The sequence below is a fragment of the Stenotrophomonas chelatiphaga genome (assembly GCF_001431535.1).
Classification (GTDB): Bacteria; Pseudomonadota; Gammaproteobacteria; order Xanthomonadales; family Xanthomonadaceae; genus Stenotrophomonas; species Stenotrophomonas chelatiphaga.
This window is the reverse complement of the sequence record NZ_LDJK01000014.1, coordinates 71,202-86,119: the sequence shown is the minus strand read 5'-3', so window position 1 is coordinate 86,119 and position 14,918 is coordinate 71,202. Positions and strand designations below refer to the sequence as shown.

General features: G+C 68.3%; 10 protein-coding genes. 1 reads left to right on the top strand and 9 read right to left on the bottom strand.

Annotation, left to right across the window (positions count from 1 at the left end; translation table 11 throughout):
• Positions 1-51: 51 nt before the first annotated feature.
• Both ABB28_RS05425 and ABB28_RS05420 read right to left on the bottom strand, forming a co-directional pair.
• Entirely contained in the window at positions 52-666 is a 615-nt protein-coding gene (locus ABB28_RS05425) for a M23 family metallopeptidase (RefSeq protein WP_211260370.1), read from the bottom strand.
• A 68-nt stretch (positions 667-734) separates the two neighbouring features.
• Complete coding sequence (locus ABB28_RS05420; protein ID WP_057507656.1) at positions 735-2,288, bottom strand: thioredoxin family protein; 1,554 nt, start codon at positions 2,286-2,288, stop codon at positions 735-737.
• Positions 2,289-2,611: 323 nt separating this feature from the next.
• Here ABB28_RS05420 and ABB28_RS05415 point away from each other — a divergent pair, with 323 nt between their 5' ends.
• Positions 2,612-5,605 carry a TonB-dependent receptor gene (locus tag ABB28_RS05415; RefSeq protein ID WP_057507687.1) on the top strand — a complete coding sequence of 998 codons (2,994 nt, stop codon included), beginning with the start codon at positions 2,612-2,614 and terminating at the stop codon, positions 5,603-5,605.
• Between the two features lie 48 nt (positions 5,606-5,653).
• On the opposite strand, the gene ABB28_RS05410 is transcribed toward ABB28_RS05415, so the two are convergent.
• The 7 genes from ABB28_RS05410 to ABB28_RS05380 form a co-directional block, all read right to left on the bottom strand.
• Positions 5,654-8,014, bottom strand: coding sequence for a PAS domain-containing protein (locus ABB28_RS05410; RefSeq protein WP_245625289.1), 2,361 nt, complete (start codon positions 8,012-8,014; stop codon positions 5,654-5,656).
• Between the two features lie 31 nt (positions 8,015-8,045).
• Positions 8,046-8,519, bottom strand: a complete 474-nt coding sequence (locus ABB28_RS05405; RefSeq protein ID WP_057507654.1) for a response regulator — start codon at positions 8,517-8,519, stop codon at positions 8,046-8,048.
• A complete protein-coding gene (locus tag ABB28_RS05400) occupies positions 8,516-10,747 on the bottom strand; it encodes an ATP-binding protein (protein WP_057507653.1) in 2,232 nt (743 codons plus the stop codon). The genes ABB28_RS05405 and ABB28_RS05400 overlap by 4 nt, the downstream gene beginning before the upstream one ends.
• A complete protein-coding gene (locus ABB28_RS05395; protein ID WP_057507652.1) occupies positions 10,744-11,331 on the bottom strand; it encodes a biliverdin-producing heme oxygenase in 588 nt (195 codons plus the stop codon). The genes ABB28_RS05400 and ABB28_RS05395 overlap by 4 nt, the downstream gene beginning before the upstream one ends.
• A gap of 342 nt (positions 11,332-11,673) precedes the next feature.
• Positions 11,674-12,099: a YqaA family protein gene (locus ABB28_RS05390; protein ID WP_057507651.1), complete on the bottom strand. Its 426-nt coding sequence runs from the start codon at positions 12,097-12,099 to the stop codon at positions 11,674-11,676.
• Positions 12,100-12,107: 8 nt separating this feature from the next.
• Positions 12,108-13,568, bottom strand: a complete 1,461-nt coding sequence (locus tag ABB28_RS05385) for a UdgX family uracil-DNA binding protein (protein WP_057507650.1) — start codon at positions 13,566-13,568, stop codon at positions 12,108-12,110.
• Between the two features lies 1 nt (position 13,569).
• Complete coding sequence (locus ABB28_RS05380; RefSeq protein WP_057507649.1) at positions 13,570-14,850, bottom strand: putative DNA modification/repair radical SAM protein; 1,281 nt, start codon at positions 14,848-14,850, stop codon at positions 13,570-13,572.
• Positions 14,851-14,918: the final 68 nt, after the last annotated feature.

The window sequence follows — 14,918 nt, the reverse complement described above, 5'->3', positions numbered from 1 at the left end:
CGCGTGGCGGTGCGCCCACCCCGGCTTCACATGTGCGCCGCTGCGGCCCGGTCAGGGCGTCGGTGACAGCGCGGGGCGCGCTGCCCAGGCACGCAGCAGCGGCAGGGGATCGTAGGCACCGTCCGCACCGTAGATGCCCCAGTGCAGGTGCGGCGGGGTGCCCTTGGCATTGCCGGTATCGCCGACGTAGCCCAGCAGCGTGCCTGCATCGACCACCTCGCCGCGCTCCAGTCCTTCGCGCCAGTCGTCCAGGTGGGCGTAGTAATAGCGCTCCATTGCCGGCCCCTGGATCCACACCTGGCGCCCCCCCAGTCCGCCCTCGCGGACGTCCGTCACGATGCCGCGGGTGGCGCTCCGCACGGCGGTGCCGCGTGCGGCGAAGATGTCCACGCCGGCATGCGTGCGGTCGGCGCCGCGTGGGGCACCGAAGGTGTCGGCCACCTGGCGTGCGCGGACGCCGTCGACCGGGACCGGCAGCGCGGTGGGTGCGGGCAGCCGCGAAATTTCCCACATCGCGCGGGGTACGGCGGCCCAGCGGCTGTTCCAGAACGCACCGCCGGCGACGATCAGCACGGCGATCCACAGCACGCGCAGCAGCCAGCGGCGGAGTTGTCGGGCCCGCGAGGGCCTTGCAGGTGCAGTAGCGGGATCAGGCAAAGGGCGCAGCCGGTCTGGGCAGGGGGCCCCAGCATGGCAGCGCCGGTATCAACGGCGCGTCGCCGTCGGCAGGTAACTCAGCCCTGCAGCCACTGCGTGCAGCCGGTGGACGCCGCGCGCGACGGCGCGGCACCGGCCGCGGTTGGACAGTGCTGCTGCATGCGCTCGCGCAGCCGGGCCAGGGTTGGCGCGCCGGCATGTTCGCTGCTCCACGCCTGCAACTGGCTGCCGAGGCGTTCGAAGCGCTGCCGGGTACGCTGGTGGTAGCCGGCCGGCTGCTGGTCCAGTTCGGCGATGACCCGGGTTGCCGCCGCCTCGATGGCGGCCGTGTCATCCGGCGCCAGCCGCAGCAGGCCCTCTACGTACAGCACGCCCCACTGCACCCGCGTGGCAGGACCCTGCGCGCCCTCGTACGCTTTGCGCAGCCAGTCCACGGCGGCGGTCCGGTCACCGCGCGCTTCGGCCAGCTCGGCCAGTTCGGGCATGTAGTAGTAGGGCGTCTGGCTGCGCTTGAGCTCGGCCAGCAACAGCGCTTCTGCAGCGGCGTCGTCGCCGGCCTGGCGCAGCGCATGGGCGGCGGTACCCAGGGTGGCCTGGCGCTCGTGCGCGCTGGTTGCTGCGGCATTGGCCGCCTGCACCCGTTCGCGCACGCGGGCGGTCAAGCCGGCGGGCAGTTCGCCTTGCGGTTGCTGCAGGCGGGCCAGGGCGATTTCGGTGATGGCGCGCGACAGGGCATCGTCCGGCCGATTGCCGCGCGCGGCATCGGCGCGCTGCAGGGCCGCCAGCAGTTGCCGGCCCAGCGCGTCGGTGGACGCCGGCCCGGTGCTGGCCAGCTTGACCAGCGCTGCGCCCCGGTAGCCAAGCAGATCGCGGTTGCGGCGCACTTCGTCCGGCTGCGCGAGCACCACCTGCAGCAGTTCACGCACCCGGGTGGCCGGTGCCTGCGCGTCGTCGGTGCTGGCCAGTGCCAGCAGGGCAAAATGCCGCTGCAGCGCTGGCTGCGGCGCAGCAGCAGCCAGTTCGCCGAGCAGGCTGGCGCTGTCCTGGCTGCCGCTCAGGCGGCTGGCGTCGACCTCCCAACCGTAGTCACCCAGGACCTGCCAGTCTTCAGCGCTCAGCTTTCCGGGTTCGGCCAGCGCCAGCTTCAAGGTGTCGGCCACCGCGCTGCGTCGGCCGGCCGCAACGGTGAGCACGCGGGTCAGTTCGGCGCTGTCATTGCCGCCGGCCACGCGTGTCAGTTCGTTCTGCTGGGGATCGAGCACGATCAGGGTCGGGTAGCCGCGCACGCCGAAGCGTTCGCCCCAAGCCTGGGCGCCTTCCTCGTCACCGTCCAGGTAGACCGGCACATAGCGCTCGGTGAGCGCGATGAAGGCAGGATCCTTGAACAGCCCCGCCTTGAGCTGGTTGCACGGCGGACACCAGACCGCGCCCCAGTACAGCAGCACCGGCTTGCCACTTTCCTTGGCTTCGGCAAAGGCATCGTCGACATCGCCATGGCGCCACGCGATCTGCGCAGGTTCGGCCTGGGCTGCTGCCTGGGCAGCAGGAGCATCGGCCGTGGGCGGAGAGGGCGTGCAGGCAGCCAGCAGGCCGACGATGCAGGCGACGTGGACAGCAGGGATCAGGCGCATCGAAGGAATCCGCAGTGGGGGAGGAGGGGCACGCAACGGCATTGCGCATTGTAGGAATCACGCCGGCGGCATGCGCGGCGTCGCTGATGCCCGCTGCTCATGTGCACACATCCGGCGGCGATATGCGATGTACGGCAGGCGCGTGCGGCGGGCGTGCGTAGCGGCTGGGCGTGCATCGCACGGTGACGATTGTCACGAAAGCACCGATCGCCTTCATCGCCAGCGGCAAGTTGCAGATAACCACTGCGTATTTCCCGGTTCGGCGTCGGGCAGGGTTAATGAATGGGCACCACCTTTTCCTCCCCCGACGTGTGTTCCCTTCAATGACTCCTGCTCGTACTTCATTGCGCCGGCATGGCCTGGCGCTGGCGATCGTTCTCGCCACCACTTCCCCTCTGTTGCACGCACAGTCCACTACCGGCGCGATCAGCGGCCAAGCGCCCGCGTCCAGCGCGCGCATCATCGTGCGCAGCGATACCGGCCTGGCCCGCGAAGTGGCCGTCGATGCGCGCGGCCGCTACAGCGCGTCGCAGCTTCCGCTGGGCCGCTACACGGTGGAGGCGCGCGATGCCGATGGCAACGTGCTGCAGACCCGCCAGGACATCGCGCTGACCGTGGGCGCGAGCACCGACGTCTCCTTTGCCGCGGTGACCAGCCTGTCCGGCGTGCAGGTGAGCGCAGATCGCGCCGCCGCCTCGATCGATGTCAGCAGCGTGGATTCGCGCACCGTGGTCACCGCCGAACAACTGCAGCGGCTGCCGCTGGGACGCTCGGCCGAAGCCATCGCGCAGCTGGCCCCTGGGGTGGTGGCCAACAGTGGCAACGGGACCTATGCCGGACCGACCGGCGCCCAGCTGGTCAGCTTCGGCGGCTCTTCCGCTGCGGAGAACGCGTATTACATCAATGGCTTCAACACCACCGATCCGCTGCGCGGGCTGGGTGGCCTGACCTTGCCCTACGGCAGCATCGACCAGCAGGAAATCTATACCGGCGGTTACAGCGCCAAGTATGGCCGCAGCGATGGCGGGGTGATCAACGCCGTCGGCAAGCGCGGTACCAACCAATGGCGTTTCGGTGGCCAGCTGACCTGGGAACCGGCCGCCACGCGCGCAGACAAGGACGATGTCTACTACCCCGCCAACGGGGCGCTGTACGCTCCGGAAAGCCAGGACCGCCAGTGGGTCACCACCAGGAGCGTGTATGCCGGCGGTCCGCTGCTGGAGGACCGGCTGTTCTTCTTCGGCTCGTATGAGCTGGAGCAGCGCGAAGGAACCGACGTCAAGAACGTGGAGTCGACCAATTCCTACTCGCGCTACGAATATGACCGTCCGCGCTGGTACGCCAAGCTGGACTGGAACATCACTGACAACCACCTGCTGGAGCTGACCGGCGCCTCCACCCGCAATGTGTTCCGCGGCGACAGCTTCGCCTACGACTACGACACGCTGAGCCGCGGCGCACGGCGTGGCGCCGAAGACACCACCAAGACCGGCGGCAGCCTGTGGACGGCCAAGTACACCGGCTACCTGACCGACAACCTCACCGTCAGCGCGCAGTACGGCAAGCTGCGTTCGGACGACTACGTCGGCAACCCGGCCTACGATGGCAGCCTGGTGTACCTGTCCACGCCGAACCTGCAGAATCCTGCGCTCAACGGCGGCAGCCCGATCACCAACGCGCAGACCACGTCTTTGCTGGTGGATCCGGACCGCGGCAACCGCAGCGACAACCTGCGCCTGGACGCGAACTACGTCTGGGGCGACCACAGCATCACCGTGGGCATCGACAACCAGAACGCAAGGGCCCTGAACCGCGGCTCGGTCGGCTCGGCCGACGGGTATTACTGGATCTACGGCCAGTCCAACCCGGACCTGCCGATCAATACCGGCCTGGGCGTGCCGGCCACCGGCGGCTTCGTCAATGGCCAGGACGGCTATTACGTGCGCCGTTATGACTACAGCGCACTGGCCTCGGTGCGCTCGGCGCAGCGGGCGCAGTACATCGAAGACAACTGGCAGGTCACCGACAACCTGCTGCTCAACCTCGGCCTGCGCCTGGACCAGTTCACCAACTTCAACCGCGATGGCGATACGTACATCAAGCAGACCAGCGGCCAGTGGGCGCCACGACTGGGCTTCAGCTGGGACGTGGACGGTGATGGCCGTTTCAAGGTGTACGGCAACGTGGGGCGCTACTACCTGGCGTTGCCGTTGAACCCGGCATTCAACGCAGCCGGGGCCACCCTGGCCACGTCGACCTATTACACCTATGGCGGCATCGATGCCAATGGCTACCCCACCGGGCTGACGCCGTTCTCCGGGGCGGTATCGTCCAACAACAACTACGGCCTGCTGCCGGACCCGAAGACGGTGGCGACCTCCGGTATCGAACCCTCCTACCAGGACGAGTTCATCCTCGGCTTCAACAAAGCGTGGGGGCAGGACTGGGTATACGGCGCGAAGGCGACCTATCGGGTGCTGCGCAGTGGCGTGGATGACTACTGCGACATCGACGCGGTGCTGTCCAAGGCCGGTGAACTGGGTTACGACGTGACCCGCGACAGCAATCCGGTCAGCTGCTGGTTGATCAACCCCGGCCGCGCCAACACCTTCAACCTGGTCGACACCGCCGGCAATTACGTGAGCGTGCCGCTGAGCAATGCAGAGATGGGCTTCCCGCGCTTCAAGCGCAATTACTACGCGGTGAACCTGTCACTGGAGCATCCGTTCGACGGCCGCTGGTACGCACGTGCCGACTACAACTGGTCGCGCAGTTACGGCACCACCGAAGGGCAGCTGCTGTCCGGCATCGGCCAGACCGCGGTCTCCACCACCCAGGCCTGGGACTATGCCCAGCTGATGGAGCACACCAACGGGCCGCAGAGCAACGATGCCACGCACCAGTTCAAGCTGCATGGCTACTACCAGATCACCCCGCAGTGGCTGGTATCGGCCAACCTGAGCGTGATCTCCGGGACGCCGTTCAGTGCGTTGGGCTCCTATGGCCCGGACTTCAGCGATCCCTCCGGCTATGGCACCGCCTACCACTTCTACAATGGCCAGCCGGCGCCTCCGGGCAGCCAGGGCCGGTTGCCGTGGCGTCGCCAGCTGGACCTGGGCGTGTCCTACCGGCCGGCGCTGGCCGACGGGCGGCTGGGGTTCAACCTGGATGTGTTCAACGTGTTCGACAGCCAGGCGGCGCTGTGGCGCTCGCCGTACTCGGAGCTGGATCCGGGCCAGCCGGACCCGCTGTACGGCGCGGCCACCGTGCGCCAGGCACCGCGCTCGCTGCGCGTCAGCGTGAGTTACGACTACTGATCGGGGCAGGGTGCCTGCCGAGGGTGGGCACCCTGCGCGCAGCAACGGTCAGCTGCTGCGCTCTTCGTCCAGGTTGCCGCGCACCGCGCGCGCCAGGTCGATGCGGGTGAAGGGCTTGGGCAGGATCGCGATATGCCGCCCCAGGTGGTTGTTGGCCTGGTGGTCGCGCGGATAGCCGGAGGTGAACAGGATGCGCAGCGCCGGCTTGCGCTGGCGGGACTGGCGGGCCAGCTCCCAGCCGGTCATGCCGGGCATCACGATGTCCGAGAACAGCAGGTCCACGTCGACGTCCGGGCGGTCCAGCAGGCGGATCGCCGACGGTCCGTCATGCGCTTCCAGTACGCGATAGCCCAGCTGGCGCAGCGCTTCCACGGTGTAGGCGCGTACGTCGTCGTTGTCCTCGGCGACCAGGATGGTTTCATCCTGCGCCTCGTATTCGGCATAGCCGTTCTGCTCGGCCAGCCGCGGACCCGGCAGCGGCAGGTCCGAGCGCGGGAACAGCATGGTGATCACCGTGCCGGCACCCGGCGTGGACTCCACCTGCACGTGGCCACCGGACTGCTTGACGAAGCCATACACCATCGACAGGCCGAGGCCGGTGCCGCGGCCGACTTCCTTGGTGGTGAAGAACGGCTCGAACACCCGCGCCATCGTTTCCGCGCTCATGCCCTGGCCATTGTCACGCACCCGCAGCACCGCGTACTGGCCCGGCGGCACGTCCGGGTTCTGTTCGGCAAAGCCTTCATCCAGCACGCCGGTGCCGGTCTCCAGCAGCAGCGTGCCGCCATCGGGCATCGCATCGCGTGCGTTCACCGCCAGGTTGAGGATGGACGCTTCCAGCTGCCCGGGATCCACCTCCACGCACCAGACATCCGGGGCGACGGCAATCTCCAGATGCACCAGTTCGCCGAGCGCGCGCTGCAGCAGCTCCTGCATGCCCAGCACCTGCTCGTTGAGGTTGACGGCCTGGTTCAACAGCGGCTGGCGGCGGGCGAAGGCGAGCAGGCGCTGGGTCAGGCTGGCCGCGCGCATCACGCCCTTCAGGGCGTTGTCGAGCGGACGCGCAATGGACTGGGCACCGTCGCCAAGGCGGTCGGTCAACAGCTTGGCATGTTCCACGTTGCCGGCGATGACGGTCAGGATGTTGTTGAAATCGTGGGCGATGCCGCCGGTCAGCTGGCCGACGGCCTCGATCTTCTGGCTCTGCCGAAGCGCCTCTTCGGCGAGCCGGCGCGCGGTGGTTTCCACCGCTTCGCAGACCACCGCGGTGACGGTGTGCTGGTGGTCAAGCAGCGGCCGGAATGAAAAATCGAACGAACGCGTGCCGGTAGGCAGCTGCAGTTCCAGTTCGTGGCGCGACTCGCTGCCCTCGGCGGCGGACTGCACCGCGCTGCGCACCGTCTGCGCCGCATCCGGACTGGCCGAAAACCAGGCCGACTCACAGAACAGCGCGTCGCTGACGTCGGCCTTTTCGCTCAGGATCGCCGCCAGCGAAGCGCGGTTGGCGTCCAGCACGCGGCCGTCGGGACTGATCAGCACCTGCAGCTGGAAACTGGACTCGAACACGGCCTGCAGCCGGCTCTCGCTCTGGCGCAGGTCGGCGGTCCGCTGCTCGACCTGCTGCTCGAGGAAATCGTTCGCATCGCGCAGCAGCAGCTCGGCCTGCTTGAGGTCGCTGATGTCGCGCGCCAGCGTGTAATAGCCGGCCACTTCGCCTTCTGCGGTGATCTCCGGCACGCCGTCCAGCAGCACGTGGCGCGGGCTGCCGTCGGCGCGCTGCAGCTCCAGTTCGAAGCTCACGCGTTGGCCCTGCAGTACCTGCTGCAGGTGGGGCAGGGCGGCATCGAACAGGCCGGCGCCGACCACGTCGCTGACCTGCAGGCCGATCAGCTCCGCCGGTGGACGACCATGCCAGGCCTCGTAGGCATTGTTGGCGAAGCGGTAGCGGTGGTCCGGCCCCAGGTGCGCGATCAGTGCGGGCATGGAGTCGGTGATCAGCTGCAGGCGGTCGCGGCTCTGCTTCAGTTCCACTTCGGCGGTGCGCAGCTTGGCGCGCGATTCCGCTTCGCGGATCGCCCGCAGGATGGCATCGGGCAGGCGCTGCAGGCGCTGCTTGACCACGTAATCGCGCGCGCCGCGGGTCAGCGCCTGCACCGCCAGCTCTTCGGTCAGCGTGCCGGAGACGAAGATGAAGGGCAGCTGCGGCACCTGTTCGCTGGCCAGGGTCAGCGCGGTGTCGCCGTCGAAGCCGGGCAGCACGTGGTCGGCGAGGATCACGTCATGGCGTTCGGCGTCGAGCTCTGCGATGAAGGCGTCGCGGGTCCATACGCGATGGACCTGGAAGTGCATGCGGGCGCGCGTCAGCTGCGCCTCGATCAGTTCCGCGTCGAGCGCACTATCCTCAAGCATGAGGATGCGGATCGGCGCATCCCTGGCAGTTTCAGTCATTCGTGCGGCCTTGGCCTGAGGGTCGGATCGGGTGCGGCGGCGGATTGTTGGTGATGCCCCAGAACATGCCCAGCCCCTGGATGGCGTCGAAGAATTCCTTGAAGTCCACCGGCTTGACCACGAAGGCGTTGACGCCCAGCTCATAGCTGCGCACCAGGTCCTGCTCCTCGCGCGAGGAGGTCAGCATCACGATCGGGGTGCGGCTGAGATGGCGGTCGCCGCGCACTTCGGCCAGCACTTCCAGTCCGTTCAACTTGGGCAGTTTCAGGTCCAGCAGCACCACCACCGGGCCGCCGTGGTTGAGGTCCTTGTAGGCGCCTTCGCTGCGCAGGTACTGCAGCGCTTCGACACCGTCGCGCACGTGGGTGACCTGGTTGAGCAGCTGGCAGCGTGCCAACGCATCGAGGGTCAACTCGGCGTCCTTCGGGTTGTCTTCTACGAGCAGGATGGGTCGCAGGTCCCTCATGCAGTGCCTCTCTGGGAATACGGAATGGTGAAATAGAGCGTGGCGCCCTTGCCGAGTTCGCCCTCGGCCCAGGTACGGCCGCCGTGGCGGCTGACGATGCGGTGCACGTTGGCCAGGCCGATGCCGGTGCCCTCGAACTCGTCGGCATGGTGAAGGCGCTGGAACACGCCGAACAGCTTGTCGACATAGCGCATGTCGAAGCCGCAGCCGTTGTCCTTGACGAAGAAGATGTGCTCGTTGTCGCCGCGCTCGGCACCGACCTCGATGGTCGGTTCGGCACTGTCACGGGTGAACTTGATCGCATTGCCCAGCAGGTTCTGCCACACCAGGCGCAGCATGCTGGAGTCGGCTTCCACGCGGGGCAGGGGGGCGATGTTCCACTGGATGGTCCGTCCTTCGGTTTCCATCACCAGGTTCTGGCGCACGTCCTCCACCAGCGCGCCCACGTCCACGTTCACCAGGCCCATGCTGGAGCGGCCCATCTGCGAGAAGCTCAGCAGGTCATCGACCAGCGTGCCGGCCGACTTGGCCGACTCGACGATCGTGGCCAGGAAGCGTTTTTCGGTATCGGTCAGCTTGTCCGCCGCCGAACTGCCAAGCAGCTCGGAATAGCCGACGATGTGCCGGAATGGCGCGCGCAGGTCGTGGCTGACCGAATAGGAAAATGCCTCCAGTTCCTTGTTGCTGCGCAGCAGCTGCTCGTTGAGTTCGGCCATTTCCTCGGCCTTGCGCAGCACGATGTCGACGATGGCCGTGCGCAGCTCCAGCGCGGCGTCGCGGTCCACGTCCTGCCAGGGCGTGGACTGCTGGCGTACGGTTTCCTTCCAGGCTTCGAAGGACAGCCGCGGCGACAGCGTGCCATCGACCACCGCCTTGCGCGGTTCGCCCCCCCAGCGCACGGTACGCATCACTTCCGGGCGGAACCACAGCACGAAGCTGTCGTGCAGCTGGGAAATGGAGATGGCCATCAGGCCGCTGGCGACGTCGGCGAACGCGCCGGCCTCGGCCCACGACGCGGGCAGCGAGTCGGTCTGGAAGACGTCCTCGCCGGCGTGTTCCCGGGTCAGCCAGTCCACCAGCGCATTGACCTGGGTCTGTCCCGGCGTCTGGCCCAGCAGCACGCACTGGCCACGGTGGATGATCGCCGCACCCGCCGCGCCGGTGAGGTCCAACAGGCTCTTCTCATCGCGGCCCAGCGCGGCCATGAAGTCTTCGTCGCCGGCCATCCGGCCGAGCAGGCGGACCTGGATGGCGCGGCGCGAGATGCGCTCTTCCACGACCATCGCGCGTTCTTTCAGCGCGATCTGCAGCGACAGGATCTGGCCGATGAACTCGCACGCGGTGCGCACGTGGTAGGGCACGCGCCGCGGCTGCTGGTTGTGGCAGGGCACCAGGCCCCACAGCCGACCTTCGCTGACCAGCGACACCGACATCGAGGCGCCCGTGCCCATGTTGCGCATGTACTGCAGGTGCACCGGGGACACGCTGCGCAGCACCGCCAGGCTGAGATCGGTGGGCGCTGCGTCGGCATGGGCGGCGCTGCGCAGCAGCGGCACGGCCTGGTAGTCACTGTCGGCGATCAGCCGCACGCGGTTGCGGCGGTACAGCTCGCGCGCCTGGGCGGGGATGTCCGATTCGGGGAAGCGCAGGTCCATGTAGGACGGCAACCGGTCGTTGCGGTCCTCGGCCACGACCGCGCCGTTCCAGTCCTTGTCGAACTGGTAGATCATCGTGCGATCGAAATTGGCCAGCGCACGTACGTGGCGGGCGCCGATCTCGCACAGCGTGGCAATGTCGGACACGGTTTCGATCTCGCCCATGAAGCGGCGGATCTGCGGATACAGGTCTTCCAGCGAGCCGGGCTCGCCTTCCACCGGTTCTTCCAGCTCGACCAGGAAATGGGTGTCGCTGCGGTGGGCCAGCACATGGTGGCGGCCGAAGCGGCCCAGCTGCACCGAGCCCAGGAAGACGCTGGAGCCCGGTGCCAGCAGGTCCAGGTGGCGCCGGTAGGGCGCCAGGGCGCCGCCCAGCACGCCATCCAGGTGCTGGTCCAGCGGGTCCCCGAAGTACTCCAGCACCTGGGCCTGGGTGATCGCGCGTTCCTGCACCTGCATCGTCAGCGGGTCCACGACCAGCAGCACGCCGTAAGGCTGGATGGCCCCGGGCGTGTGGATCGGCTCGCGCGCGCAGCTCGACAGGTCCAGACCCGCGTCGGTGGCATCGTTCATGGGAACTCCTGGGTAACAAACCCGCCCACGGCGGCGAAGGCAGCGCGGGCGCCGTCCTCGACCTGCCGCTCGTCGGTTTCAGGCAGGACGATGGCGTTCAAGGCGGTGGTGAAGCTGCGCCAGTGGGCGGCGATGCCCCCGGCAGGAGGAGCGAGGTGGCTGGCGCCAAAGGCCTGGTCAAGCCCCAGTGGCGCGGCCAGTTTGTAGATCACCGCCCCACCCAGCGCCGCGCCCTCGGCCACGTACAGCCAACCGAGTGCGGCAGGCACCGGCAGCGCAGCGGGCAGGCTCGGGACGGTGGACGGCAAGGGCGCGCGCAGGTCGGTCAGGTCGCGGGTGATGCCGGGCAACCGGCGCCGCGTTTCCAGTCCGGGCAGCAACGGCTGCAGCGCGGCGCGGGCGTAAAGCGTGTCGATCTGCTGGTGCAGGCGATGCTGCACGCGCAGGAACGCGGCGAAGCGCTCGCGGCTGTCGAAGATCCGTTGGGCCATGATGCGCTGGTCCAGCCGCTCGTGCGTTTCATGGGTGGCGCGTTTCAGGCGCTCGGCACGGGTAGGCGGCAGGGCCGGGTCAAGTACTGGCATCGACGACGACGGGCAGGACGCACGATAGGGGAGACGCTGCAGGTTATCAGATGGGCCGATCGCGTCGTGTCAACGTAATTTCATGCGGAATGCCCCAATCTGTCCGGCAACGGCCCGCTGCGCTCGCCGACCATGGGTCGGCGCTACCGCATGGGTGCCCGCGATCGGGTAGCGCCGAGCCGTGCTCGGCGGAATCTGTCCGCCAACGGCCCGCTGCGCTCGCCGACCATGGGTCGGCGCTACCGCCCGGGTGCCCGCGATCGGGTAGCGCCGAGCCGTGCTCGGCGGAATCTGTCCGGCAACGGCCCGCCGCGCTCGCCGACCATGGGTCGGCGCACCGGCCTACATCAGGCCCAGCGTCAGCAGCGCCAACACGGCGTAGCGTCCGGCCTTGGCGATCACCACCAGCGGCAGGAACACCCGAAGTGGTTCGCGCATCACGCCGGCTGCCAGGGTGATCGGATCACCAATCACCGGTGCCCACGACAGCAGCAGCGACCAGCGGCCGTAGCGCCGGTACCACGCCTGCGCCTGTTCCAGCCTGGCCGCGGATACCGGAAACCAGCGCCGCCCCTGGAAGCGCTGCACCTGCATGCCAAGCCACCAGTTGACCAGTGATCCCAGCACGTTTCCGGCAGTGGCCACGGCTACCAGCAGGACCGGTGGCCCACCCTCCAGCAGCAGCGCCACCAGCACCGCTTCGGACTGCGCAGGGATCAGCGTGGCCGCGACAAAGGCAGCCAGGAACAAGCCAAGAAGAGAAAGCATGCGCCATTCTACGGTCGCGCATCACCGGCGAGCTTGAGCAGATCGGCCAGCAGTACCTGGTAGGCCGCGTCCGCGGCCGGGCCATCGCCCTGGCGCAGCACCCAGGAGGGATGCACGGTCACCAGCGCGCGGGTGCCGTCGTGCAGCGTGTGCCACTGCCCGCGCCCCTCGCTGAAACGGAACGAGGCGCCCAGCAGGGCCGACGCGGCGGTAGCCCCAAGGCAGACCACGGTATCCGGACGCACCTGCTCGATCTCCCCCGCCAGCCAGGACCGGCACGCCTGCACGTGCTCGCGGTCAGGGCGCTGGTGCACCCGCACCTTGCCACGGCGCTGGAAGCGGAAATGCTTGACCGCGTTGGTCAGGTACAACGTGCTGCGGTCGATGCCCGCCTCGCCCAGCGCGCGATCCAGCAGTTTCCCCGCCGGGCCCACGAACGGTCGGCCGCTGAGGTCTTCGCGATCCCCCGGCTGCTCACCGATCAGCATCACCCGCGCGTCGGCTGGACCCTCGCCGAACACCGTCTGGGTGGCAGGCTCCCACAGCGCGCAGCGCCGGCAGGCAGCGGCACGATGCCGTTGCAAGGCCAGCGAGTCGGGCAGGGTGTCGGCGGCGCGCGCAGCGGCAGCCGAAGGCAGCAGCGGCGCCTCCGGGATCCGGCGCTGCGGCGCCACGGCTTCGCGCGCATGCATTTCCTCCACGCGCGTACCGGCATCGCGGACGAGCCGGGGCAGCAGCGCGGCCTCCGGCAGGTGTTTCCAGTATTTGACCGGCATCTCCTGGCGCATCATCCGTTCATTCAGACGCGCCGGATTGAAAATGCTGGCGTAGTAGGTGCGCCACAGTTCCTCGCGGGAGTCATCGGCGGGGGCGTCGCTGCGCTGCGCACCGGGGCCGGCGCTCAGGCTGCTGCCATCCCAGTACGCGCTGCGCGAAGGCGACAGGATCGCCCAGCGCATGCCGGCGAAGCGACGCGCGAAGAACGGCGCGACGCGGTCCACGATGTGGTGGTCCGGTTCGAACCAGGCAATGAAGGCATCGTCCTCGCCGGGCACCTCGCGGAACCGCACGAAGGCCTTCATCTTGTGCGCATCGCGGCGTACCGCCTGGGCCAGCGCATGGGCGCGCTGCACATCGGCATCGGCGGGGTTGGACAATACCTCGCGCTGGCCATGGGCGATCCGCCACAGCAGCCGGTACAGCAGGGGCAGGCGCTGCGGATCGCGATGGCACAGCACGCTGGCCGCCAGCTCCAGGAAGGCCTTGGACACGCGCGGGCCGGCAGCGCCACCGGCATCACCGGACATCGGCGCGCCGGCAAGCGCCGGTGCATCCAGCAGCGAGGCATCGGTGCCCTCCAGCCAGTCGATCTGCTCGGGTGCCACGCCGGCAGCCAGCCCGAGGCGCGCGGCCGCTCGCCAGGCATCCAGTGACCACGGCGGGTCGATCCGTGCCGACCAGCGCAGCATCTCAGCTGGCAAGGCTTTCGCCGAACAACGAGCCCTGTCGCGGCGGCGGCGCCAGGCTGGCGCGCAGGCTGGCTGGATCGTCCAGGCGGCGATGCGGATGGTGGTCCAGCAGCTGCACGAAGGGCAGCAGCTTGCGCATCGGCGCCCGCAGCCGCGCGACATCGGCTACCCGCAGGCGGCCGTGGCGGCGCGCCATGAGCACGCGCTTGACGTTGCGCACACCCAGCCCCGGCACCCGCAGCAGCAGCTCCTTCGGTGCCAGGTTTAGGTCGACCGGGAACTGCTCGGGATGGCGCAGCGCCCAGGCCATCTTGGGGTCGATGTCCAGGTCCAGCATGCCGTCCTGGGTGGTGTCGGTGATCTCTTCGATGCCGTAACCATAGAAACGCAGCAGCCAGTCGGCCTGGTACAGGCGATGCTCGCGCTGCAGCGGCGGCGGTTGCAGCGGCAGCGCCTTGCTGGCATCGGGGATCGGGCTGAAGGCGGAATAGTAGACCCGGCGCATGTGGTAATTGCCGTACAGCTGGTCGGAGGTGGTCAGGATGTCGCGGTCGCTGGCCCCGTCGGCACCGACGATCATCTGCGTGCTCTGGCCGGCCGGCGCGAAGCGCGGCGCCCGCTTCTGCGCGCTGCGGTCGGGCGCGGCCACCCGTGCCGGCCGTGCACGCTCCTCCCTGGATTCCTCGATGCGCCAACGCAGCTCACCCATCGCGCCGCGGATGGTGGGCATGGTCTTCTCCGGCGCGAACGCGGCCAGCCCGGCTTCGGTCGGCAGCTCGACGTTGATCGACAGGCGGTCGGCGTACCTGCCCGCCGCCGCCAGCAGCTCCGGCGAGGCTTCGGGAATGGTCTTGAGATGGATGTAGCCGGCGTAGCGGTGTTCTTCGCGTAGCTGGCGTGCGACTTCCACCATGTGTTCCATGGTGTAGTCGGCGCTGCGGATGATGCCGCTGGAAAGGAACAGGCCTTCGATGTAGTTGCGCTTGTAGAAGTCCAGCGTCAGGGCAACCACTTCGGCCACGCGGAAGCGCGCGCGCGGCACGTTGCTCGATACCCGGTTCACGCAATAGGCGCAGTCGTAGATGCAGAAGTTGGTCAGCAGGATCTTCAGCAGGGACACGCAGCGACCATCGGGCGTGTAGCTGTGGCAGATGCCTGCACCCTCGGTGCTGCCGATGCCGCCGGACTTTTTCGAATCGCGCTTGCCGGCCCCGCTGGAGGCGCACGAGGCATCGTACTTTGCCGCGTCGGCGAGGATTTCGAGTTTGCGCAGGGTTTCCATGGGACCACGCTAGAGAGGGCGCGTCTCAGGCTGTGAGACGGACAGCAACGGCAATCTGAAGATTTCAG

Coding starts and splice junctions, on each gene's coding strand:
- ABB28_RS05390 (WP_057507651.1), bottom strand. CDS start 12,099: ATGCTTTCTCTTCTTGGCTTGTTCCTGGCTGCCTTTGTCGCGGCCACG.
- ABB28_RS05410 (WP_245625289.1), bottom strand. CDS start 8,014: ATGCTTGAGGATAGTGCGCTCGACGCGGAACTGATCGAGGCGCAGCTG.
- ABB28_RS05380 (WP_057507649.1), bottom strand. CDS start 14,850: ATGGAAACCCTGCGCAAACTCGAAATCCTCGCCGACGCGGCAAAGTAC.
- ABB28_RS05415 (WP_057507687.1), top strand. CDS start 2,612: ATGACTCCTGCTCGTACTTCATTGCGCCGGCATGGCCTGGCGCTGGCG.
- ABB28_RS05385 (WP_057507650.1), bottom strand. CDS start 13,568: ATGCTGCGCTGGTCGGCACGGATCGACCCGCCGTGGTCACTGGATGCC.
- ABB28_RS05405 (WP_057507654.1), bottom strand. CDS start 8,519: ATGAGGGACCTGCGACCCATCCTGCTCGTAGAAGACAACCCGAAGGAC.
- ABB28_RS05395 (WP_057507652.1), bottom strand. CDS start 11,331: ATGCCAGTACTTGACCCGGCCCTGCCGCCTACCCGTGCCGAGCGCCTG.
- ABB28_RS05400 (WP_057507653.1), bottom strand. CDS start 10,747: ATGAACGATGCCACCGACGCGGGTCTGGACCTGTCGAGCTGCGCGCGC.
- ABB28_RS05420 (WP_057507656.1), bottom strand. CDS start 2,288: ATGCGCCTGATCCCTGCTGTCCACGTCGCCTGCATCGTCGGCCTGCTG.